The sequence below is a fragment of the Flavobacterium sp. J27 genome (assembly GCF_004303025.1).
In the GTDB taxonomy this organism is placed as follows: Bacteria; Bacteroidota; Bacteroidia; order Flavobacteriales; family Flavobacteriaceae; genus Flavobacterium.
This window is the reverse complement of record NZ_PJQW01000023.1, coordinates 1-23,617: the sequence shown is the minus strand read 5'-3', so window position 1 is coordinate 23,617 and position 23,617 is coordinate 1. Positions and strand designations below refer to the sequence as shown.

The 23,617-nt window shown below is 28.9% G+C and carries 28 protein-coding genes; 22 read left to right on the top strand and 6 right to left on the bottom strand.

Annotated features, from left to right (window positions below; all coding sequences use genetic code 11):
- Window positions 1-10: 10 nt before the first annotated feature.
- Genes CX675_RS20355 through CX675_RS19365 form a run of 3 tightly spaced genes read left to right on the top strand, consistent with a single transcriptional unit; the run spans window position 11 to window position 7,253 of the window.
- A complete protein-coding gene (locus CX675_RS20355; protein WP_205728653.1) occupies window positions 11-139 on the top strand; it encodes a T9SS type A sorting domain-containing protein in 129 nt (42 codons plus the stop codon).
- A gap of 7 nt (window positions 140-146) precedes the next feature.
- Entirely contained in the window at window positions 147-3,236 is a 3,090-nt protein-coding gene (locus CX675_RS19370) for a hypothetical protein (RefSeq protein WP_130736910.1), read from the top strand.
- Window positions 3,237-3,272: 36 nt separating this feature from the next.
- On the top strand, window positions 3,273-7,253 hold the full coding sequence (locus CX675_RS19365) for a DUF6443 domain-containing protein (protein WP_165396101.1): 3,981 nt from the start codon (window positions 3,273-3,275) through the stop codon (window positions 7,251-7,253).
- A 646-nt stretch (window positions 7,254-7,899) separates the two neighbouring features.
- On the opposite strand, the gene CX675_RS19360 is transcribed toward CX675_RS19365, so the two are convergent.
- The 5 genes from CX675_RS19360 to CX675_RS19345 form a co-directional block, all read right to left on the bottom strand.
- Window positions 7,900-8,667: a transposase gene (locus CX675_RS19360; RefSeq protein ID WP_255509235.1), complete on the bottom strand. Its 768-nt coding sequence runs from the start codon at window positions 8,665-8,667 to the stop codon at window positions 7,900-7,902.
- 18 nt (window positions 8,668-8,685) lie between these two features.
- Window positions 8,686-9,009 (bottom strand): DUF4372 domain-containing protein, encoded by a 324-nt coding sequence (locus tag CX675_RS20035; protein WP_205728651.1) that lies wholly within the window; start codon window positions 9,007-9,009, stop codon window positions 8,686-8,688.
- A 703-nt stretch (window positions 9,010-9,712) separates the two neighbouring features.
- A complete protein-coding gene (locus CX675_RS19355; RefSeq protein ID WP_130736908.1) occupies window positions 9,713-10,108 on the bottom strand; it encodes a hypothetical protein in 396 nt (131 codons plus the stop codon).
- Window positions 10,101-10,601 (bottom strand): hypothetical protein, encoded by a 501-nt coding sequence (locus tag CX675_RS19350; RefSeq protein WP_130736907.1) that lies wholly within the window; start codon window positions 10,599-10,601, stop codon window positions 10,101-10,103. Before CX675_RS19350 ends, CX675_RS19355 begins: the two co-directional genes overlap by 8 nt.
- A gap of 155 nt (window positions 10,602-10,756) precedes the next feature.
- Complete coding sequence (locus CX675_RS19345; protein ID WP_130736906.1) at window positions 10,757-11,305, bottom strand: autotransporter domain-containing protein; 549 nt, start codon at window positions 11,303-11,305, stop codon at window positions 10,757-10,759.
- Window positions 11,306-11,616: 311 nt separating this feature from the next.
- Here CX675_RS19345 and CX675_RS19945 point away from each other — a divergent pair, with 311 nt between their 5' ends.
- Window positions 11,617-11,763 (top strand): hypothetical protein, encoded by a 147-nt coding sequence (locus CX675_RS19945; protein WP_165396100.1) that lies wholly within the window; start codon window positions 11,617-11,619, stop codon window positions 11,761-11,763.
- A gap of 172 nt (window positions 11,764-11,935) precedes the next feature.
- A complete protein-coding gene (locus tag CX675_RS19340; protein ID WP_130736905.1) occupies window positions 11,936-12,217 on the top strand; it encodes a hypothetical protein in 282 nt (93 codons plus the stop codon).
- 145 nt (window positions 12,218-12,362) lie between these two features.
- Here the strand turns inward: CX675_RS19340 and CX675_RS19335 are convergent, their stop codons facing one another.
- Window positions 12,363-12,884, bottom strand: a complete 522-nt coding sequence (locus CX675_RS19335) for a hypothetical protein (RefSeq protein WP_130736904.1) — start codon at window positions 12,882-12,884, stop codon at window positions 12,363-12,365.
- 393 nt (window positions 12,885-13,277) lie between these two features.
- Here CX675_RS19335 and CX675_RS19330 point away from each other — a divergent pair, with 393 nt between their 5' ends.
- The 17 genes from CX675_RS19330 to CX675_RS19930 all read left to right on the top strand — a co-directional run bounded on the left by CX675_RS19330 (window position 13,278) and on the right by CX675_RS19930 (window position 23,079).
- Window positions 13,278-14,945: a DNA cytosine methyltransferase gene (locus tag CX675_RS19330; RefSeq protein WP_130736903.1), complete on the top strand. Its 1,668-nt coding sequence runs from the start codon at window positions 13,278-13,280 to the stop codon at window positions 14,943-14,945.
- An 11-nt stretch (window positions 14,946-14,956) separates the two neighbouring features.
- A complete protein-coding gene (locus CX675_RS19325; RefSeq protein ID WP_130736902.1) occupies window positions 14,957-15,178 on the top strand; it encodes a hypothetical protein in 222 nt (73 codons plus the stop codon).
- A gap of 2 nt (window positions 15,179-15,180) precedes the next feature.
- Window positions 15,181-15,573, top strand: a complete 393-nt coding sequence (locus tag CX675_RS19320) for a hypothetical protein (RefSeq protein WP_130736901.1) — start codon at window positions 15,181-15,183, stop codon at window positions 15,571-15,573.
- Window positions 15,566-15,802: a hypothetical protein gene (locus CX675_RS19315; protein WP_130736900.1), complete on the top strand. Its 237-nt coding sequence runs from the start codon at window positions 15,566-15,568 to the stop codon at window positions 15,800-15,802. The genes CX675_RS19320 and CX675_RS19315 overlap by 8 nt, the downstream gene beginning before the upstream one ends.
- A 15-nt stretch (window positions 15,803-15,817) precedes the next feature.
- Entirely contained in the window at window positions 15,818-15,982 is a 165-nt protein-coding gene (locus CX675_RS19940) for a hypothetical protein (protein WP_165396099.1), read from the top strand.
- An 18-nt stretch (window positions 15,983-16,000) separates the two neighbouring features.
- Window positions 16,001-16,213: a hypothetical protein gene (locus CX675_RS19310; protein ID WP_130736899.1), complete on the top strand. Its 213-nt coding sequence runs from the start codon at window positions 16,001-16,003 to the stop codon at window positions 16,211-16,213.
- Complete coding sequence (locus tag CX675_RS19305; protein WP_130736898.1) at window positions 16,210-16,467, top strand: hypothetical protein; 258 nt, start codon at window positions 16,210-16,212, stop codon at window positions 16,465-16,467. Before CX675_RS19310 ends, CX675_RS19305 begins: the two co-directional genes overlap by 4 nt.
- A gap of 13 nt (window positions 16,468-16,480) precedes the next feature.
- Window positions 16,481-16,678: a hypothetical protein gene (locus tag CX675_RS19300; protein WP_130736897.1), complete on the top strand. Its 198-nt coding sequence runs from the start codon at window positions 16,481-16,483 to the stop codon at window positions 16,676-16,678.
- A complete protein-coding gene (locus CX675_RS19295) occupies window positions 16,678-19,602 on the top strand; it encodes a hypothetical protein (protein WP_130736896.1) in 2,925 nt (974 codons plus the stop codon). The genes CX675_RS19300 and CX675_RS19295 overlap by 1 nt, the downstream gene beginning before the upstream one ends.
- An 11-nt stretch (window positions 19,603-19,613) precedes the next feature.
- Complete coding sequence (locus tag CX675_RS19290; protein WP_130736895.1) at window positions 19,614-20,486, top strand: phosphoadenosine phosphosulfate reductase; 873 nt, start codon at window positions 19,614-19,616, stop codon at window positions 20,484-20,486.
- Window positions 20,487-20,507: 21 nt separating this feature from the next.
- Window positions 20,508-20,669, top strand: coding sequence for a hypothetical protein (locus CX675_RS19935; RefSeq protein WP_165396098.1), 162 nt, complete (start codon window positions 20,508-20,510; stop codon window positions 20,667-20,669).
- A gap of 25 nt (window positions 20,670-20,694) precedes the next feature.
- A complete protein-coding gene (locus CX675_RS19285) occupies window positions 20,695-21,204 on the top strand; it encodes a hypothetical protein (protein ID WP_130736894.1) in 510 nt (169 codons plus the stop codon).
- Entirely contained in the window at window positions 21,182-21,454 is a 273-nt protein-coding gene (locus tag CX675_RS19280) for a hypothetical protein (RefSeq protein WP_130736893.1), read from the top strand. The genes CX675_RS19285 and CX675_RS19280 overlap by 23 nt, the downstream gene beginning before the upstream one ends.
- Before the next feature lie 288 nt (window positions 21,455-21,742).
- Window positions 21,743-22,012, top strand: a complete 270-nt coding sequence (locus CX675_RS19275) for a hypothetical protein (RefSeq protein ID WP_130736892.1) — start codon at window positions 21,743-21,745, stop codon at window positions 22,010-22,012.
- An 11-nt stretch (window positions 22,013-22,023) separates the two neighbouring features.
- On the top strand, window positions 22,024-22,524 hold the full coding sequence (locus tag CX675_RS19270) for a hypothetical protein (RefSeq protein ID WP_130736891.1): 501 nt from the start codon (window positions 22,024-22,026) through the stop codon (window positions 22,522-22,524).
- Between the two features lie 25 nt (window positions 22,525-22,549).
- Complete coding sequence (locus tag CX675_RS19265) at window positions 22,550-22,858, top strand: hypothetical protein (RefSeq protein WP_130736890.1); 309 nt, start codon at window positions 22,550-22,552, stop codon at window positions 22,856-22,858.
- 50 nt (window positions 22,859-22,908) lie between these two features.
- Window positions 22,909-23,079 carry a hypothetical protein gene (locus tag CX675_RS19930; protein ID WP_165396097.1) on the top strand — a complete coding sequence of 57 codons (171 nt, stop codon included), beginning with the start codon at window positions 22,909-22,911 and terminating at the stop codon, window positions 23,077-23,079.
- The last annotated feature ends 538 nt before the right edge of the window (window positions 23,080-23,617 follow it).

Here is a 23,617-nt window from a genome sequence, read left to right as displayed (position 1 = left end):
CGGAAGAAGCCTGCAAACACAAACCCTAACAGGCGACCGAACGATTCCTTTTGAAGTAAGCAGCCTACCACAAGGGATTTACTTGGTTGAAATAAAAACCAACACCGAAAAAGGAAGCGTAAAAGTGATTAAAAAATAAGTAAAACATGAAAAAGTATATTTCAATAATTTTATTAATGACTAAAATAGGGTATAGTCAAGATAATTTACCCATTGTACAAACTCCAGTTCCTCCATCAAGTTGGGACTTCGTTAAGTTTGGGAATGTTCCTGTAAATGAATATAGAGGTTTAGCAAATATAAGTATTCCAATACAAGAAATTAATTCAAATAAAGTTAATATACCAATAAAATTGGACTATTATTCCGGAGGAATTAGAGTTGATGAAGAGGCAAGTGTGGTCGGTTTGGGTTGGAGCATGAATCTACCAACGATAGTTCAAAATGTAAAGGATTTAAATGATTATAATGCATGGCATCAGAAATTGCCTCCTTATCAGGGAAATCCTGCCATACCTACTCTAGAAATTTACACCAATCCTTCATTAGGTGGAGCATATAACGTTAACATAAATCAGTACATGGGAGTAAACAGTGTGCAAAATATTCCTTATTATGCTAATGTCACAAATGGGATATTGGTTGACCAAACAGGATATTATAATACAGATTTTGAATATTTACAAATGATTCATGAAGGAGTAGTAGATAGCGAACCCGATATTTTTTCTTTAAATTTGAATGGAGATGAAATTAAATTCTCAAGGACTAATTCGCAAAATGATGTATTAGATTCTCAGAATCAACCAATACTCCCTTTGCAAATAATAAATGGGAAGACCGAATACAAAGTTGAAGTAATTCTTAATCCAATGCCTAACACACCACCATTTTTAAAAATTAATGGTATTAAAGTAATTGATCCGAATGGAAATAATTATTATTTTAATAAGTTAGAGATTATTAATCCTGGAGGTATAATTAATTATAAACTTACAAAAATTGAAACAAATAATAATAAAGTTATAAATTTCAACTATTTTGAAACCACAGTTTTAGGACTTAATAAAGTTGAACTAACTCATTTAAAGAAACAAGGAGGGAGTTATTCAGAAGGTGCTAATTTTCAATGTAAAGGATTTGATTCTTTTGAAAATCAATATTTTAATGGTTCTCCTGATCAAGAAATTTCAATAGGAATAGGAGACAATATCAATTCTTCTTCAACAAATCATATTAGTCAAAACTATTGTTTCCTTTCATCCATTGTCATGGAAAATAAAACATTATTGTTTGAATATAGTGACAGATTAGATTATTTCGGGATGAAAAAATTAGATAAGATAACTGTTAAAAATATAAAAGATGAGGTAATAGATAGTTATTTGTTCTCATATGATTATTTTGATAGTACTTTCGATAACTCTCCCAGATATAATATTCTTAATACCTCAAATTCTCAAGCTAATAGTAATAAAGAAGATAGAGCATCGAAAAGATTAAAATTAGTTTCTTTAACAGAGATGGGTAATAATCCATATGTTTTTGAATATAATAATGTCGAATTACCAAAAAAAAACAGTTATTCTACTGATTATTGGGGCTTTTATAATGGAAGCAATAATACTAATTTTAAGCCAAATTTAGCAGTTTTAGGTTACCCAAACATTTCACAAACCACAGTTAATAATCACAACAGCAATTTATTTTATTGTAAAGCAAGTAGTTTAGAAAAAATTATTTATCCCACAAAAGGTTACAGTTTGTTTACTTACGAATTAAATGAATTTGATAATCTATTGTATGGTGTTGAAAATAATCCAAATATTCCAGCAATAAATACTGGAGCTGGTTTAAGAATTAAATCAATTGAAAATTTTGATTATAATGCCACATTAATCTCAAAAAAGACATTTAATTATTTTGGAGGTAAAGCTATTTTTAAAAAAGTATTAGTTAATTCGGGTAGTTTTGAAAATTTTGCTTGTAATTCATATTCGGAAACTTTTAATACTAGAAGTACCCAAATTATTGTTTCAAATTTAAATAATTTTATCAATAATAATTCCATGATTTATGGTGATTATATTGGCTACGATAGCATAAAAATATATGATGGAATTGATAATGGTTATATTGAAAAAAAATATTACAATAATGAATATGGACTTATTTATTCCTACAGTAGTTTATTCAATGGTACAGATTATTTTGACAAGAATAGCTCTTTTATGAATGGTACTTTGTTAAATGAAATAATTTACGATAATCTAAATAATATAATTTTAAAAAAAGAATTTCAATATACTCCAAGAACTTCAATTTTAAATTACGGGATGAATAAAAAAAGTAATGGATATAGAATTTGTGTATCAGATGATGGTTGGGGTGGTACAAGCCCTAATTTTTGTGATCAAGCCATACTGAATCCTAGAGTATTACTAACTTTTTATCCTATTTCTTTTAAAACTATTGATATATCAAAAGAAATTATAACAGAATTTTTTGGAAACAAATCAAAAACGATTATAAAAAACTTTTCTTACAATTCGAAAAATTTATTATCAAATATTAAAACTTTTGAAACGAGTGTTTTGTCAACACCATTGTCTGAAGAATCATTTACATATACATTCAATCATCCAAATCTAATATCATTATCAAATTTACATAATTCAAACAATATTTTAGATCTTCCAGCCATAATAACGGAGAAAGAAAATGATGTTTTAAAATCTGAAACCCAATATACTTATGATGATTATCTTCTAAATACTAGACCTAAAGAAATAAATATTTTTTATGATTTTCAAAACAATTCTAATAAGAAACTTGTTTATGACTTATATGATGATAAAGATAATGTGCTTCAATATCACCAAGAACATAATATAAATGTTAGTGTTATTTGGGGTTACAACAAAACCCTACCCGTAGCAAAAATTGAAAATGCGACATATTCTAGTATTTCTTCTTCTTTAATTCAAGCGATACAAGATGCTTCAAATACAGGTACAGAAGCTCAGTTACTTATTGCATTGGAAAATTTAAGAAATGCATTACCAGATGCAATGGTAATAACTTATACGCATAAACCTTTGGTAGGAGTTTCTACAATGGTAGATGCAAAAGGCAATAAGTTTACATATCATTATGATACAAATAACAGATTGCAGTTTGTAAAAGATAAAAATGGTAATGTTTTAAGTGAAAATGAGTATCATTATAAAGATTAAGGTAAGATGAATAAAAATTATAGAAAGAATAGTCAAATGAAAAGTATTTTACCTTTTTCATTTTTAAATAGTCAGTTGAGAATTACGATTAATGTATTTTTTGTTGTAATTAGTTTGCTTTTTTCGTTGCTTTCTTTTTCCCAAAGTCAAGATAGAAATTATATAAAAACAATCAAATACAAAAAAGAAACCACTCAAAATACGCTAGATCCTGCTAATCCTACAGATGCAGTACTTCAAGTTCAGTATTTTGATGGTTTGGGTAGACCAGTTCAGCAAGTTGCTTATAAACAATCTGGAGAAGGAAATGATATTATCATTCCAACGGAGTATGATGGTTTTGGAAGACAAGCAAAAGATTTTTTACCTTACGTACGATCGAGTTCGACTTTAGATTTTGATTCCAGTGCATTAACTAGTCAGTCGAATTACTATTCAAGTAGCACGAATCCCAATTTTGAAACGACTAATTTTCCATTTAGTGAAAAAATATATGATGGTTCTCCATTAAATCGGGTGATGAGACAGTCCGCTCCTGGAGCATCTTGGGCTATAGATAGTGGTCATGAGGTAAAATACGATTACGATTTAAATTCAGAGAGTGACGAAGTATTTCGTTTTAAAGTTACAAAGAATGGTATCAATTATACTTTAGAGTGTATAGGATATTATAATCCAAATACAATATATAAAAATAGTGTAAAAAATGAAAATTGGCAAGCGTTAGATGGTGTAAATAATACTACTGAGGAGTATGTTGATAATTTAGATAGAACTGTTCTTAAAAGAAGTTTTAATAACGGACAAAAGTTTGATACTTACTATATATATGATGCTATTGGTGATTTAATTTATGTAGTTCCACCTTTGGCTTCAGATAATGTAGCTAATGTTCAAGCAAATCAAACACCTTATACTTTTTCTCAATCTATAAATTTTTCAGAATTTTTAATTGATTCATCTGGTAATCCAGTTACATCAGGAGGTGGTGGTATGACGATTCAAATCCAGAATAGTACTATTAGTTTAAATTTATCAGCTGGTTTAGGAGTGCAATCTACATTTGATTTAACAAAGCAGTTTGAAATAAATGCTATAGCACCTATCCCTGACATGATTTTAGGTTACTTTGACGTTAATTATAATGGGAATCATCAATTTATTGTAAAAATTGAGAATAATAAACTTTTTTTTGAAGATTATGATGTTAATAACCCACAGACTTATTTTACATCTCTTCCTGGAATATCTCAAAATTTAAGTAAACCCTTAGATTCTAATATTTTTGGTGGAGTAACAACATATTCTTACACACTTAATTTTTCAGAAATTGAAAATTTAGGTTATCAATATAAATATGATACGCGTAATCGTATTATAGAGAAAAAATTGCCTGGTAAGGATTGGGAATACATTATTTATGATAGATTAGATCGTCCAGTAGCTATTGGACCAGCTTTTACACCTTATGGAGGAACTACTTTAGGTTGGATGATTACAGAATATGATGTTTTTGGCAGAGTTACACAAACTGGTTGGAAACAAATGGCTGTTTCTTCCACAGATAGAGCAACTTATCAAGATAATATTAATTCAGGGAGTAATCCATTTACTTTAGCTGTTGATGATCTTATTTTAACAAAAAACTATTACGATTCGTATACGTATCCAGGAGCTCCTTCACTTCCAACTGACGTTGAAGGACAAGCTTTAGCAACAGACGTAAAAGGATTGTTGACAGGTTCTTGGGTTAAAGTAATGGATGCTACAAATCCCAACGCAGCAGAAATAGGATATAGTTTATATGATGTACAATATCGTCCAGTAAGAAGCTATGTTTCTAATTATCTGGGAGGTTATACCCAAATTGATAATAAGCTCGATTGGGCAGGTAAAACACTATACACAATTACTATTAATAAACATGATAGTAATAGTGCAAATATTTTTACAGTTAGGGATAATTATACTTATACGGATCAAGACCGTTTAAGCCTTCATACCCAACAAGTAAATGGTGGGGTAGAACAGTTAATTGTAAAAAACACCTATGATGAATTAGGGCAACTGGTGAGTAAAAATGTTGGAGGTACAGATACAACAGGAAATACGGCTTTACAAATTGTTGACTATACTTATAATATTAGAGGTTGGTTAAAAGATATTAACGATGTAAATAATTTAGGTAGTGATTTATTTGCTTTTAAGATTAGATATAATGATGCAGAAGAAGCTACTCCTTTATTTAATGGCAATATAGCAGAGACTTTTTGGAAGACATCGAGTGATAATAAATTAAGAAAATACAATTATTCTTACGATCATTTAAATAGGTTATTAGATGCTAAATACGAAAGAGTAGGAGAGACGACCCCTTTAAATGCCTACCGAGAAACCATAAATTATGACAAAAATGGTAATATTAAAGATTTAATTAGATATGGGGTTATAGATGATACTAATTATACCATTCCTATGGATGATTTGATTTATCAGTATGATATCAATAATAAAAACCAATTGATGCGTGTAGATGATAACACAAATTCACCAGAAGGTTTTGTGGACGGAAATACGAGTGGAGATGATTATGAGTATGATGGTTATGGTAATCTTACAAGAGATAAAAATAAGCATATTCAATCCATTACTTATAACCATTATAATTTGCCTACTCATATTTTATTTGAAGATGGGAATGAAATTTCCTATCTTTATAGTGCAACCGGTCAGAAGATAAGTAAAAAAGTAACAGAAAATAGTGTAGTAGCTACTACAGAATATTTATTAGGAGGTTTTCAGTATTTAGAAGGATTGTTACAGTTTTTTCCACATGCAGAAGGATATGTAAAGTATCACATTCCTGAGGCATGTTCTACTTGTAGAGTAAGTCCCACTTTCAAATATGTTTTTAACTATACGGATCATTTAGGAAACATAAGATTAAGTTATTCTGATATAGATGGAAATGGTTTTCTTGGAATGGAACACACAACTGTTTGTTTTACAAGTCCAAAGAGTGGAGTGTTAATTTGTAATGATTATTTTGTAAGCCCTATTTTAGAAGAAAGTCATTATTATCCTTTTGGGTTGAAACATCAAGGTTATAACACAGATAATGCACAACCAAATTATAAGTATAAGTATAACGGAAAAGAACTGCAAGATGAGTTGGGACTTAATGTTACAGCGATGGACTTTAGGCAATATGACCCAGTTATTGGTAGATTTCATTCTATGGATAGGTTTTCTGAGTTATTTCAAAATATAACCCCTTATAGATTCGCATTTAATAATCCCGCTTTATGGGCTGACCCAACAGGTTTTATTGAAGAAGAGCCAAAATATTTTGCTGGTTGGGTAAGACAAGGGAAAGGTGATCCTTTTTGGGATCCAAATGTAAATAATGCTCAAGATGTTCTAAAACTTTATGGAGAAGGATTTGAATACATTTCAGATTATAGTGTTGTAATATATAAAAATGGAACTCAAGAAAAATTACTTCCTGATGGAACTAGAGGAATTATAAATAATACTGAAGAAAATGTTAATAAGGAAGATAAAGTAGATTATTTTGGACTTATTATAAGTGCAATTGGAAATGTGAGTAGTGGGGTCTCAGAATATTCAATGTATAGAGTTGCAAATGAATTTAAAACAAATAATACACTATGGAGTTTTCAAAAATTAACAGCATCTCAGCAAACTTGGAGAATTAATGCTGCATTAGGCGTTAAAGGACAAGCACTTTTAGGCAAACATGGAACAAAAATATTAAAATATTCAAAAGTTACTGGAATAGTAGGTACTGTAGTTGGTGTTGGTTATTCTGGATATAAAATTTATAATGGTACTGCAACAAATTTAGATTATGTAGATGCAGGTGTTGGAGTAGCGTCTTTAGGAGCAGCAATTTTTTTAGCAAGTAATCCTGTAGGATGGGCTATTGGAGCTGGAGCAGCAATTTATTTTACAGGTAGATTAGTTTATGACTTAATTGAAGAAGCAAATGATTAGTTTTATTATGAAAATATATTTTTCAGTATGGACAGATGCAATTAATTATGAAAGAATTAAAAATGGAGGCGAAAGTCATTGGAAAATTTTTACATTATTGTATATGTCATTACTTATGGCTATAAACATTATTTCATTCACTAGTGCAATTCTATATTTTACTAGCTATGATTTAGGTTTAATAGTTATGAGTTTAATTGATAAATTTTTGAATAATAAAGGGTTGTCTAATATAGTGTGGTTTTTTATTATAGGTTTTTTTCCATGTCTATCGATTAATTATTTTTGTGTTTTTCATAAAAAAAGATACAATTATATTCTTGAAAAGTATAAATTTAAAAACGGTAGGTTACTTTTGATTTACTTTTTTTTGACATTTATAGTTTTGATTATTTTTAGTTTGCTTAATAAAATTCGATAATGGGTAAAACTCAGCTGCGCAAAGTGTCCTCACTTTGAGTTACAAATAAAAACAAAAACCACTCTTACAAAAGGAGTGGTTTTTTCTAAGAAATACTAAAATTTCCTACATTTACAATGCAATAGGGCAAAAGTAACTAAAGTAGTGACCCGATAGCGCGGATTTGCAATCATAAGTGTTCGAAACCTAATCAGATTTCATAATTTCAGTTATTTTATCTGGATTTCATCCGCATTTTAGAACAATGTCTTTCATGATTAGTATTTCCAATTCGTTTGCAAATTTTAATTTTGGAATTTTATAACCTTTCAAATTGTTTAATTTTTTATAAACTGTTAATAGTATTGTTATTATTAATGTCATATACATTATTTCTTTGATACCATTACTATTTCTAGATAGTAAATGACTAAAATTTAAATTTTGTTTGATAAATTTAAAAAACACTTCGATTTCCCATCTTTGCTTATAAATTTCTACTATTTCTTTAGAGCTTAGAGCCTTACTATTACTTAAGAAATAAAATAATTCACCACTTTCTTTTTCTTTGGCAATAATTAAGCGCAAAAAAGTTTGTTTTTTTTTACTCCTTTTATCAAATAACCTTACTTCTAAATCTTGTTCAATGATTAATCTTTCTGTTTCCTTTTCTATAATTTCGAAATTACTTATCGTTTCAAAACGAGTATAATTATTAAGTCTTGTTACAAAAGTTAGCTCTTTTTTGCTAAACTCATCAAATGTAGATTTTGCTTGAAGTCCTCTGTCAAAAACTAAAATATTATCAGTACTTAGTGGACATTCTTTTATTAATTCTTTCAATGCAAAATCTTCTGATACAAATGCTTGTTCTGTAAAAATTTTGGAGTGAATCGGAACATTAGAGAATGCCATACTGAATTTTATAAATCTTTTATCACCTTGTTTGTTAATCTGCATTCCATCTTTTAATAATTTTGAAGAAATAGCAATTAAAGTAGAATCGAAGGAAATTATATTGTGTTCTTTTCTTCAAGTATTTCTTCTGATATTTTTTAAACAACTATTGAAAATTGCTTCAAAATAATCAGAATTTATAGCTACTAATCGATCTCTTATGGAATTATACTTTACACTCTCAAAATTTTTATTTGCAATGCTTTTAAAAGCTAATGAATGATAGAATTCTTCCATTACTCTTAAACTATTATACTTTACATTTAGCATTGAAAACAACAAAAGTTGAAACATTGTCTGCCCATATAACTTTTTTACTTGATAATCAACTTTATATTCTATTGATAATCTTTCTAATTCTTCTTTAGGTATATAATTTAACACTTTTGAAACTTGCATGGTTTCTTGTAAAATTACTAAATTTAAGGTTTCGAACACTTATGATTTACAATCCGTGCCCTCAAAGTAGCTAAAAATAAACCACTCTTGTAAAAGGAGTAGTTTTTTATATTTCAAATCCGTAAATAGAAGTCATAAAAAAAGCCGAACGATTGTTCAGCTTTTGTTGTGCGGGTAAAAGGACTCTTATTCTACCAGCAACAAAACCCAATTATTTGTGTATCAACCTTTTAAAGTTCGTTAAACTTATTAAAAACAATGCTTTTTGACTGTAATTTGACTGTGGTCAAAACGCTAAATTCCCTTTAAAAACAAGCCTTAACAAACATTCGTAAGTCAAAAAGCATTGTTTTTAATAACAAAAACTGTAAAATCGTAGATTTTACACCTTATTTCTTATTCCGCTCCAGCGGAATAACTAAAACCGTGAGAGCTTTGCTCGAACTCCTTATTTCTTCTTATTTCTTAGCTTGCAAAATCCCTTTTGCAAGCTTTTTTCTTTTCCCTACCCCTTTTATTATTATTCTTATAATATTTTTGTATTATTTGTATTATAATATGTTAAGTATAGTAAAATAAGGCTATAAGACAATAATACAAAAAAAATACAAAAAAAATAAAATACAAAAAAAATGTATTTTAAATAAATTAGGCACAAAAAAAAGGCTTAATTGCCTTTTTAATGTTTTATAATATTATAATGTTAAACTGCTACTGGTGCTGGTACTGGGTAATATTGAGCGACTAAATTATTTATGTCGTTTAAAATTCTTACTCCGTCGGTATAATTTATTTTGTTTATCCTGTTCATTGAATCCTCGGTTAGAAAACCATCATACCTAGATTGCCTAGAATGTTTATAAACTTTGTGTAATTTAGTGCTTAGATTTTGATCTATCGTTTTAATATTATCGATATTATCTTTATGACTTTTATGAATTGTAAAGTTTTTAGTCAATAAAACGCAATAACATTTATGCAAAGCAGTATAAAACTGTATTGTAACTTTCCAATCGAAATACTCATTAGGATAGTCATTGTTTATGCAATAAAGAAAAGTTTCATTATGTATTGCTTTGTTTTCGTAAACTTTAGGCATTAAGTTCTAATTTTTCGGTATTAAACAAATCTTTTTCCATGTCTTCTTCAAGAAAACAGAAATTTACCTCTAAATAATTTTGTAAGTGTCCTGTAAAATAGTCGAACTCTAAATTTTCAAGGTTATCCTTAATTTTCTCGTTTTTAGTAGAAATAAAAAATGTTAAATCACGGTCATTTGCAGCTGCATAATGAATAAAATTAAAATGATCTTTTAAAGATGTAAAAGCCTCTACAAAACTTTTAAAAACAATTTTAAAAATATGAGGTTGAGCCATATTTTGCATTTCAATAAATGTATCTAGCATAGGTTTTTCAATTGTAGCTTCTAACTGGGTAAATGTTTCATTTTTTTCTCCAATAGCATCAAACAAACCTACACTATTTTCAATATCATCGCCTAATCTATGTAAAGCTTTGGCTAGTTCATTAAAAAAGTGTGCATTTTCGAAAGAATTGTTTTTTTCTTCTGATATGTCCGTTTTAGGAATCATAAAAAGCGAATTGATTTGATTTTAAGTAACTGCAAATTAACGAAAAAAAACGACATAAAAACGAAATAGTTTGTTTTTTTCATTTCTTTAACGTAATACAATATTTTTTATTTTCTGTTGCAACAAAACATATAAATTTGTTGCTTTCTTTAGTTTTAAAACTGGTAACCTATTCTTATACCTATTCTTGGTTGCCAGTTGTTAACATTTACATTGTCTATATCTCCTTTGCCTTTTATTTGCCATTGCCATTGAATACCTGCAAACGGGTCAATTACAAAATTTTTTGCTTTTATTTTGTAGCCAATTTCAGGGCTAAATAAAGAGAAGTAAGAAAATGTACCCTCAAATTTTCCAAATAAAAAATTCTCATCAAATTTTAAATTACCATAACTGAAAAAATTACCAACGTAAAAGTTTTTATTGGTTTTATCATTATTAATATAGGTTCTTAAACCTGATTCAATTACAAATCCTGTTCCAGTAACTTTGAGATTGTCTACTTTGTAATCATAATTATTTATACCTAAATTGATAACATGCGAAACAAACTGTTTATTGTTTTCTTTTAGTCTACCTCTTTCAAGGCTTAAACCTACTTGTGTAAAATTACCTCCTGTATAATAAGCAGAAAGTGTTGTTGGGTTTTTTTGCCCAAAAGAGAAAGAACAAGCTAAAACTAAAAGAGATACTAATTTCCTCATAATGCTGTAAATTAATGTTTAATTAGCAAACATACAATTACTATTTTTTTGTTGCAATACGTATTTATACTGATTTTTCACTACGTATAAATACGTACTTTGCAATACCTTGTACGTATTTATACGGATATAATTTTAACTTTATTTACAGTTTTTCTGTAATCATTTTAACAAATTAATTTGTAATATTTGACTTGTAAATAATTGCATTAACCAAAATAGTTAATATGTTGTTAATAAGTAAGTTACGTGGTTAAAGAAAGCGTTTTTTAAAATCGGTAAATTTGATTTTTTAATATAAATTCTTAACCATGAAAAAAACTTCATTTTTACTTATTGTAGCATTACTATTATTACTAGCATCTTGTACAGCTGATGAAATTAATACCAACAACAATGTTCAAACGGACGAGGTTGACGTCGACCCGTCAAAAGTTAAACCGCCAACTGGGGGTTAATGTTGCAATTGGTGCACTTATCATTGTAACACCTTTTCTATTTTATTCCTATACACGTTTTCCAGAGGTAAAAGTTTGGGAAACGTCTTTTTTTACTTTTGAATCTCACTATTATGGGTCAGTAAAAACATTTGTATGGGTATTTCTTCAAAAGTTTATTTTTATATACCTTATGCTAATTTGGTTTTTTACGTGTCGTGAGTGGTGGAAAAACGCTATTCTAGTGCCAGTAGGCATGTTGGTTTATCAAATTATTACTTTACTAAACGACGAAATATTTTTAAAAGACGAATTAAAAGAATTAATTGTTATAATGCCTTTTGTATTTCTAGTTTGCCTATCGCTTTTTTACATTGGTAGAAAAATTGCGTTTTATGCAAAAGCATTCGATTTAAAAGAAGAGATTGAAAGAAAAATAAAAGAAGTAGAAAAGGAGGTAAGGAATGACAATTGAATTATTACTTAATAGATATGAAAAAATATTGCTCGAAAAGGACGAAGTAAAACAATTAAAACAGTTAAAAAAACTTCATTCAGATATTTTATATTTTATTCTGCAAGACGAAATAATTGCAACTCAAAAACAACAAAGCGTAGACCTACTTACTAGGATTGCTTTTTCTATTAATTAATTTTTCCTTTTCTTCAACTTTAGAACCTACTTTACTAAGAAGTTTTACAGCTTCTTTAAAATCTTCAACCTTTTTTATTCTTTCTTTTAACTCCTGTATCAGTTCGTAAATTGGTTGAGATTCTTTTTCTAGTTTCTCAATTATTGTCTTTTGAAACTCAATATGATCTTTTTGTAGTTTTATTTGTTCCTCTAGTAATTGTATGTGTTTAACTAACGTAATTGCGTTTTTCTCTCCATACGTTGCAACAGGTTCTTCAACTTTATTAATACTTATTTCTTCAGTACTTAATAGCATTTGTCCTTTTCCTGTTAATAACCAGTAAGGATTTATTTCGGGAAATACTTCAACGATTTTCGATAAAATATCCCCTCTAAGATTAGATTTTTGTTTAATTGCCTTGTCAATTGTACTCCTTATACCCAATTTTTTTTCAAAATTAAATATTGTAATCCCTTTATAATCAATGAATTGTAATAAATGTTCCAATTTTTGTTGTATTTTTGTTTGAAATTCGTTGTATATTTAGAAAACTATTGTATATTTGTTACATCAAAACGAATTAATTGCGCCACAATTACGAATTGATATAAGCAACGAATATACGAATAATTACTATATATAGTATTACGTTTTTTTTATTCGCCTATACCTTTTCAATAGTTGTGCCAGTTTCAACAAATACCGCTAAAAATGGCAACAAATTGCAACAATTTCATTTCAGATATACTAGAGCGAAAATTTACTGCATCTAGCTATTTAACCAAATTATTTAAAACCAAAGGGTTAAGCGTTAATTTCTTTAATCGCTTATATAATTTCAGTTTAAAACCCTTTGGTTCTTTTTTTAACAATTGTTGCAACAATTTAAAATTTTAAAATATGAAAATTTATTGGATAGACCTCTTTTGCGGTGCTGGTGGCACTTCTACAGGAATACAATTTTCAAACACAAATTCTACAGTTTTAGCTTGTGTTAATCACGATGTTAATGCAATTGCATCACATGAGTTAAACCATCCTAAAACAATTCACTTTACAGAGGATATAAGGGATTTTAGAGTAGTTGAAAAATTAAAGGTTATTGTTGATGAAGTAAGGCAAAAAGAACCAACTGCAATTATAAATTTATGGGCATCGCTTGAATGTACCAATTTTTCAAAGGCTAAAGGTGGTCAATCTAGGGATGCAGATAGCAGAACATTAGCCGAACATATGTTTATGTATTTAAAGGCTATTTCTCCCGACTATTTTTATGTTGAAAATGTTCGCGAATTTATGTCTTGGGGGCCGCTTGATAAAATGGGTAAACCTATTTCAAAAGAAAATGGCAAAGATTATGAAAAATGGGTTAATAGGGTTATTTCTTATGATTACTATTACGATTATAAGTTATTTAATGCTGCCGATTTTGGTGCGTATCAATCTCGTGAAAGGCTTTTTATACAATTCGCTAAAAATGATTTGCCAATCTCCTGGCCAAAACAAACTCATGTAAAAGAAAATAAACTAAAAAAGACAGCTGGTTTAAAAAGATGGAAACCAGTTAAAGAAGTGTTGCAACTTGAAAATGAGGGCGAAAGTATTTTTAATAGAAAGAAAAATCTATCTGAAAACACGCTAAAACGCATTTACGCTGGACTATTAAAGTTTGTTGCAAATGGAGAAAATACATTTACTAAACGATACAATGGAGGCAAAGTTAACCCTGAACAAAAGGTTAATAGCTTAAATAAACCAATGGGTACAATTTTAACTAATTGTACTCATGCAATTGTCAAATCGGTATTTATAAAAAAATATTTCTCGGGTCGTCCTATGGGTAAAGTAATATCTATAAATGAACCAGCAGGAACAATCACAACAGTTGGAGGTCAAGCAATAGTTTCAGCTGCTCATTTATCTACATACTACAAAAATTTTGGTTTGCATAGTATTGAAAATCCCTCTCCGACAATAACAACAAAAGATCGAGTTACAAAAATAGATGTAAACTTTTTAGACGAGCAATACGGTAAAGGTTCTGCTAGATCAATTGATTTGCCAGCAGGAGCAATTACTACAGTACCAAAATTCAATTTTGTAAAAATTAAAGCTGCTAATTATATACTAAATCCATCTTGGGGCGGTAATAATTCCAGTATAGAAAAACCATGTTGCACTATTGTTGCAAGGCAAGATAAAGCACCTTTATACTTGGTTAAAATAAATGAAGAACCTTGCTTTTTAATGGAAATTCAAAACTTCTTTAACTCTCACGATTATACTTTTTTAGAAGATTTAGAAAACAACACTTTTGGTCCACATTTAGAAAAGTCTATCCGTGTAAAGATTGTTGAATTTATGTTTCTACATGGTATAAGTGATATTAAAATGAGAATGTTAAATATAGATGAATTGAAGCAAATACAAGGTTTTCCTAAAGACTACAAATTAATAGGTACTAAAACGCAACAAAAAAAATATATAGGTAACGCAGTTGAAGTAGGACAAGCTACAGTAATAGTTGAAAGTAATTACAATGCGCTTTTAAGTCAAATTTCAGCTTAAAATCATAAAACATGAAAACAAGAGAAGAAGAAGCAAAAGAAAATAGCTTAATTATTGAAGAGTACACAGAATTTGTTAAACAAATGAACCAACTTTTCTTTCTAAAACCTGAGGATAAATTTTTAATAGGTTCAAATTTATTTCTCGCTAAAAAACAAAATGAATTAACAGAAGAAATGAGAGAAGCAAATCGATTAAAAAAAATAATTGCAGAAAACATGCCAAAATTTTAGCTATGTATAACACAACTTTAAAAGTCGAAAATCTTAATCAAATAACCCCAGCTTTAATTAAGAAAGCCATTCTGTTAACAAAAGGAATAGGTATAACGAGTAAAGCCCTTTTAGGTTCTTCGGGTGATACAATTATTTTGTTTAGTAGACAAAGTTACGCTTTTGATATTTCAAGACCCTCACAAATAAGTGTAAGACTTTACAATAAAGATGTAGAGTTATTAATTACAAATAGAGACGGCGATTTCCTTTTTTACGGTAGATATTCTTATCAATTGGGAATTGATTTTATAGCATCAGAATATTTTAGGATTTTCAAGAAAATAGGAAAAAGGAATATTCTACAAAATGAAGTTTATAAAAAGAACATCAAAGAAATTGCAACAAATGAGTAAGCTTAGAACACTTCAAATATGCCTTACTGATATTCCCGAAGATAAAATAATTAAACACGAAAACGGTAAGCAATACGCAATGTTTAAAACATACGATTACGACACTACAAACGATCGAGACGAAGATTTTTCAATATCAATGCTTCTAACTGAAGAAGAACAAAAAAAGAAGCAACAAGGCGAAACTATAAAGCAAACTTTTGTAGGTAGTGGAAAAATTTGGAAATAATAAAAAATAAAAATTATGGCAGAAAAAAAATTAATCAGAGTTTATTGCGCTCCTTCAGATTCATACGAGTTTAAAGACATTAATACGGGTAAATTTTATAACTCTTTTGGTCAAGAACTTAGGAATCCTGAAGAATATAATGATAGTGAAGAGGGGTATACGCCTTTTGGAGATGAGTAAACAAAAAAACTGTAAAATATGAAAAAACTAATAGGATTAAATTTTGAATTCTTTACCGATGAATCGGAAGATATTGCAACAAAGCTTACTGGAGAAGTAATAGGGTATTATAAAACAACTTTAGGAGGTATGAAAGTTATTCTTACGCAAAAAGGTAAAGATTTGGTTTATGTAGTACCAGTTTCAAAACTGCATAAAAAAGTAAGAATCTTAAACACAAATAGACCATGATAACAGAAAGCGAAAAAGACATAATAGTACAAATTTTAGGAAAACACCCTAGCAGAGTTATTATACCTGTTTTAAATGAAAAACAGGTTTTTAATAAGAAAGGAGAAAGCTACTCGCCAAAGAGCATTCAAAATATTTTAAACGGTATTACAGAAAATCATACTGTAGAAAAAGAAATACTAGAAATAGTTGAAACAAAAAAAGCTGAAAAGAACAGTTTAAAAAACTTTAAAAAACAAGTGCTATCTAACTAAAAAAACTTTAACCATGCAAATAGATTCTATCCAATCAATAAAAGCTTTTGCAAAGTATTTCGATTTAATGAATATCTCTATAGATATTTCCCCTATAATTTATCAACCAGCAAAAAACAGGTTGCAACAAAATTTAAAAGAGTGCGAAGCTATTTTAATGAACGAAGTGGCAAAAGATGTAGAAGTAAACGACCCTGTAATAGTTAGTTAATGGCATCCACTTCAACATACAAATTTACAACTGAAGAACTTTTTTCTAACACCAATGGCGGTTTAGATATTATTTTCAAATATCTACCGCAATCTATTGGCTGTGAAAACGATAAAAAGAAATTCAAATACAGAGAAACTGAAAAAACGCCTAGTTGTGTTTTGTCGAAAAAAGAGGGTATTTGGTTTGTTGTAGATTTTGGAGGGAAAAGTTATTCTGCGGTATCTGTTGTTATGGATTTAATAGGTTTAGAGTTTAGAGATGCGTTGCAACACTTATATGCTGAATTTAACCTATCCGAAAACAACACTTTTTTTAAAGCCACAGTAGAAGTTAAAGAGAATACAAAAAAAGATAAAGACTATTTTTCTATTAAGTTTAAAGAGAAGTACGAAAACTTAAACGTTGTAGGTCGTTTTCTTACTACAGAAACTGCCAAAGAGTATAATTTTTATGAAGTGGAGTATTACGAAAAAGTAATTACTAAAAAAGATACTGGAAAACTAGCCTTAATTAAAGTAATTGCAAACGAAACTTATCCAATATTCGCTTACACTCCAAATCCTAAAGAGTGGGTAAAACTTTACTGCCCTAGAGATAAAAAATACAAGCATTCTTATTTAGGTACAAAACCTGAAAGATACGTTCACGGGTTAGATCGTTTTCTTAAAAAATGTCAGGCTTTAGAAAATAAGATTGAAAAGGAAGAGGAAAAAATAGCTAAAGCAAGAGAAAAGGGAGAAGAAAGAAGCCTTGTACTTGTTAATCAATTACGTAAAGATTTAGAACAACAAAAAGTATTTATTGCTACGGGCGGTTCAGACGGATTGAATATTGCGAGTATAGGCAATTCTTTTAAAGCATATTACAATGTAATTTGGTTTAATTCTGAAAGTGAGCAAATAACCTATTCAGAGTTGCAACAAATAAAACAATACACAAAAAAAATATACAACATACCCGATATAGATAAGTCGGGCAAAAAATACGGTTACGATGTTGCAAAATCCTTTTGGACGCTAAAAAGTATTTGGCTGCCAGCAGATAGAATGACTGCAAACGGAAAAGACTTTCGTAACTGGCTAGACTATTATAAAAACGCTGATATAACAACAATTACAAACCAGTTTGAAAATTTAATTGCAGGAGCGTTGCAATGCAAGTTTTTTGACTGTAAAATAGCAAAAAACGGTTCGGCAACTTATAAAATTAACTTATCAAACCTGCATTACTTTTTAAACGTTCATAATTTCTATTCTTACAAAATAGAACATAAACATATAGATGTTGCCAGCGAAGAACAATTAATTTTCATACGCATAGAGGGAAATATCGTGTATAAGGTAATGCCTAGAGAAATAAGACGTTTTTGTTTAGCTTATGTAAAAGAAAAAGGGCAACCGCTAGATGTGGCAAACATGATACTATCAACACCTTATTTCAACGAAAATCATTTATTAGGCTTAGAGGATATTAAGTTAAATTTTCAGTCGTTTGATGCCAATACACAGTATTTCTTTTTTGCTAATCAAGTAGCAAAAATTACACCTGAAGAAGTGGAGCTAAAAAAACATGGAGATTTTGAAAACCATGCTTGGAGCAAACAAATAATAAAACACACAATTTTTAAAGAAGATAAATTCTTTAAACACTATAAAGACGGCTTAAATAATGATAGAATTGAGATTTTAAGAAAAGATTGTCAGTTTATGAACTATTTAATGAACGCCTCTCGTGTGTACTGGAAAAAGGAACTAGAGGACAGTTTTCAAAATGAAGTGGAAGCAGAAAAATACCATAATGAGAATAGGTTTAATTTAAACGGAAAAAACTTAACTGAAGAAGAACAAATAATACAAGAAAAACACTTTTTAAACAAGTGCTTTTCATTAGGCTACCTATTACACAGATACAAGCAAGAAGATTTTGCAAAGTGTTTATATGTAATGGACGACACACCAAAAGAAAGTGACGAAGACGCTAACGGTAGGACTGGAAAAAGTGTAATGTTAAGAGGGATAGATAAGCTGCTTCAAAATCGTTTTTTAATAGACGGTAAAAACAAAAGCATTACACAAGACAGACATATTTTTCATGGATTGCAAGACACAAGCGAATATATACAAATCGATGATGCTGATAAGTACTTGGATTTTAAATTTTTCTATACAAAAATTACAAACTCTATAATTGTGAATCCTAAAAATTCGCAACCCTATGAGATACCTTTTGATATTGCGCCAAAAATAGTTTACATCACTAACTATGGAATGCCAAATATGACTGGTTCAGATTTTGGACGAATATTATTTGTTTCATTTTCAGATTATTACCATGCTAAAACAGAGCATTACCAGCAAGAAAGAAGAATTTCATACGATTTTGGAGGTAAAAACCTGTTTCAAGACTGGGATAAAAAGCAATGGAATATTTTTTACAATTTCATGTTGCAATGTTGCCAATTGTACTTACAACATAGAGGAAATGAATTTCAAGCACCACAGGACAATATTACAATTAATAACCTGCGTGCTAGTATGGGAGATAATTTTGAAGAGTGGGCAAATTCTTATTTCCACGAAGAAAACTTAAATGTAAACATAATAAGAGAAGATTTAATGCAAGAATACTCAAGGTTTGTAGGTGGTAAAACTTCTAAATCTGCAAAAGGGTTTAAAACTTCATTGTTATCATTCTGTAAAATTAACGGCTATACTCTTAATCCAAAAGAAATGCAAAAAAAAGATGGTCGTATCAAAATAAATGTTTTAAACGAAAAGACAAACAAAACAACAACCAAAGAATGTTTTTTCATTAAAACTAAAGACGCAGTTATAAAATTCAATACGCCTGAAGAAGAAAAAGAACCTGAAACAGATTTGTTTACAAAAGAGAAGCACCCAAATGATGATTTACCCCTTTAATAGTAACAATTATGGAAAGACACGTATTAATCAGTTTAAGAATTGCAACAAAAGATGATTTCTTTGAAGCAAACGATACAAGGAAAATAAACATTCCTTACTTCTATAAAAACAGTCTAGGAGTAATTGAAACGAAAGTCTATTACTTCAATGAAAACACCGACATAGATACGTTTCGATCGTGTTATGCGCATTCTCAAATTTATGTTTTTAACGATGTAACGCAAGTGCGTGCTTCTGTTAACTGTATCGATTGGGATTTAGTGGAAACGGAATTAGAATACGAGTTGAACCAGTTGCAACAAATTAAAAAAGAAAGCTTAGATATGAAAGGGAAAGTTTTTTCAGAAGCAATTGAACATTTAAACAAAAACAAATGGACTGGGGTTCCAAATCAAGCTATCCCTTATTGTTCTGATTATTTAAAAACTAGAGTATCACATCATTTTGCAAAAAACATTTTTCAAACTACAAACTATATTAAGGCAATTGGATACAGAAAAGAAGATATGCCAAAAAGAATTACTCTAGCAGAGTTAAAAGAAGATAAAAATAGAATTGCTCCAAACATTACAGATTTTGAAACACCAATTGGTCAAAATGAATTGAACCTATTCTTTGAACAAGAACCTTTTAAACTTCACTTACATTCTTCATTAGGTAATTGTGAGTTATGCTGGAAAAAATCTGATAAAACCTTGATTGAAAGTATTCAATATGGTACAAGATTTATTGACTGGCATCGTGATGAAGAAACAAAATACGGCAATCGATTCTTTAGAGAAAATAAGTCAATTGATGATTTAGTAGCGCTGGCAGAAAGTGGTATTCAATTGAATTTATTAAATGAGTTTAACGGAGATCGTTGCGTTTGCAATTTTTAGTAACCAATAAATAATTATAAAATGAGTAGAAATGAATTACAAAGCTACAGAGTAGCAAAAGCAAAAGTAAAGGACAATGAAAAAAGAGCCTTAGAACTAGCGATTAAAAAAACGGGTTTGTCAGATCGTTTTTTAAAATCAAACCACACCAAAAAAGAATTTGTGTTTCAACAAATTCGCTAATTAACCAATTTAAAAAACTGTTGCAATGGATAATTCAAATTTAAAACCAATTCCTTTTACAGCTTCTAAAGCTTTAATAAGAAAAATGTACAATTACGTAGCAGATAAAGATCTTGTAATTTTTTTTAAAAACGTAATTAAGGAAACAAACGCCAGCAATCCTTTTTCAAAACGATCTATACTATGCAAAACATTAACACATTTAGAATGGGCAAAACTGGTAAAAGCTTATGGTAAGCCAAAAGGATATTATATAACGCCTGAATTTGAAGAAACGTTGCAACAGTTACAACTAGAAAAAGAGATAATTAGTACAAAAGAAATTCTTCATAAGACAACAAAATGCATTACAGAAATTAGAGAAGACATAATTGTATTACAAAAAGACACTTCTTTAACCAAAATAACAATTGATATAGAAAGACAAAAAATCATTAATAGAGTGTGTTTTAAATACAATTTACAAACTTCTTATATCGAAAGAATAATAGGTTTTAATCAAAACAAGAACAATGAGACCAGCGAAGAAATCTGACAACCCAATTAACGCAGAAATCAATAAAAATTTTGTGATTCGGGTTTTGGTTAATCCAAATCAAAACCCTACTAAAAACACAAAGTTAACTTCTGCAAACAAGCTTTCCGTTTATTTATTTGACGAAAAATTCGGAAATAGTAACGATGAACTTAAATCTAAGCTTTTTAACAAGGTTTTAGAGGGTGGGAAAGACAAATACGTCTTTTTAATAAGAAACCGCCTTAAAATTGAATTTTGTGCAAAATAACTTTTTGAATTAAAATAAGGCTTTTTAAGAGGTTTTCAACAGTTTTTATACTCTTAGTTGTTTTTTAAAAAATAACGCCTTAAAACAAAAAATCACTAAAAATAACTTTATCTAATTATGAAAAAATTCGCAAAAAATAATAACAAAATTATAGTCTTTTTCGCTTCTGTGCCTTTTCTTTTTATTGGTTTATTTTTTAAAGAAACAACATTGATCTATTGTATACAGGCTTTGCTTTTATCGTTTCAAATTTTTTGTCTGTGCTTAATTGTTAAATATAATTTATAAATGGAAATACTTAATCAATTGTTATCAGGAATTATAATTGGATTTTTTGTTGCAAAAATTTTCAATTTCATAAACAATTACAAATCGCATCAAATAGCTAAAAAAAGAGATTTAGAAAAGTTGATGTTAGAAATAACTTTAGAAAGACACAAAAGAAGAATTGAACTAAAACAATATTATAATGTTCTTTTTTTAGTTGCAACAATTGCTTTAATCAAAGCGAGTAAAAATAAACAAGGTTCTAAGGAAGAAAATAAAAATAATAATTAAATAAATCAATTATGAGAAATCCAAAACTAACAAACAAAAAAAAGGGAGCAAATCCAAACGCTAAATGTATTCTAAAAATTTTTGGTAAAACAGAAATAAAAGCAAGAATAACAGATGAAAACATTGAAGACTACAATCGATTAATACCTGCTATTAAGTACGGCTTTTACATTCAAAAGGATTCAAATCTTAAATTAAAAATAGGGGATTATGTTACATTTGATATGGTTAGCGAAATGCAGTTTTTTGATAAAGATTTAAACCCAAAATCTTTTAGTAATCAAAAATTTAGATACTCTTTGTCTGAAGATCAAACCCAAGTTTTAGAACTTGAATTAGAACCAACACAGTATCATTATCGAATCATCAAAACACAAGAAGAGTTAGCAATGGCTAAAATGTTTGATATTACCTCTAAAATTAATAATGTAGTTGTTGAAGATAGACAAAAAATAGGGTGGGATATTTTAACAATGAAAGCTTTTAGAGAAAATTACGAACTATGTGAATAGATTATTTTAAATATAATTTAAAGAAATGAAAAATAATTCAGAAAAACCAAATACAGCCACTTGCGACAATAATGTGTTAGAAAATCGGTTTTCTCACACTTTAGAAAACTGCTTATTTGCAAAACAAGAATTAATGAATAAAGGTTTTAAAGAAAATTATTTTTATTTAGCTGATGAAGATTATTTAGAGATTGGTTATTTAGTTGGAGAACCAATGATTAAAACAGATGATGATTTCTGTAAATCGGCTCACGAATTATGGAAAGAATCTCAATGGAGTGAAGAAGATGATAACAATATGTTAGATTACTATATTGAAAACGGTTTACTTTAAACTGCTTACTATTAGTACTCAAAATGAAATAACTAAACATTACAAAAATTATGAATTTTAAACAACGAATTATTGATGAATTAAAATTAACACCTATCCAAGCTGATACTATGTTAAAAGACTATATAGAAGTTTGCGAAAAACTTGCTAAAGAATACCATGCCTTGCAATTGAAACAAGGTGTTGTTAGTGGCAGTTTTGTTGCTTATCAGACGTTTTGATAGAAGCAGTAAACGAAATGTTGAAAGCGGATAGGTCAATCGTAAAATATGGATTTATCAAAATCTCGCTTGACGAAGAATATAAGTGTAGTAATGCTGATTTGGCTAAATACAAAATCGAATATAAATACCCGTTGCACCTTATTCATCTTGGACTGGATTTGCATAGGGCAGAATTGAAATTGAGTGATGAATTAAAGCGTAAGTGGTACTTACGATAGATTTTTGGTTTAATAGGACAAGAGATTAAAAAAACTAAAAGCATATCAAAATATTTTGTAAGTTTGTAATGCAATCCTGTTTTTGAACAATCAAAGACAAATTTTATTTACAATAAGGAAACCATCCAAGGTATTTACCTAAGAGGTAGCAGTTTCAACCGAAAGGCTGTATTTCGTTTTCATTAACGGGATTGCAACCCTAAAGGTGGTTTCCGCTTATAAAAAATTATCTTATGCAATCCGATGATTTTAAAAGAGAAAATCCAATGAGTGAAATTTGGATGAAAAATTACAAGATTTTAGAGGAAAGTATTAGT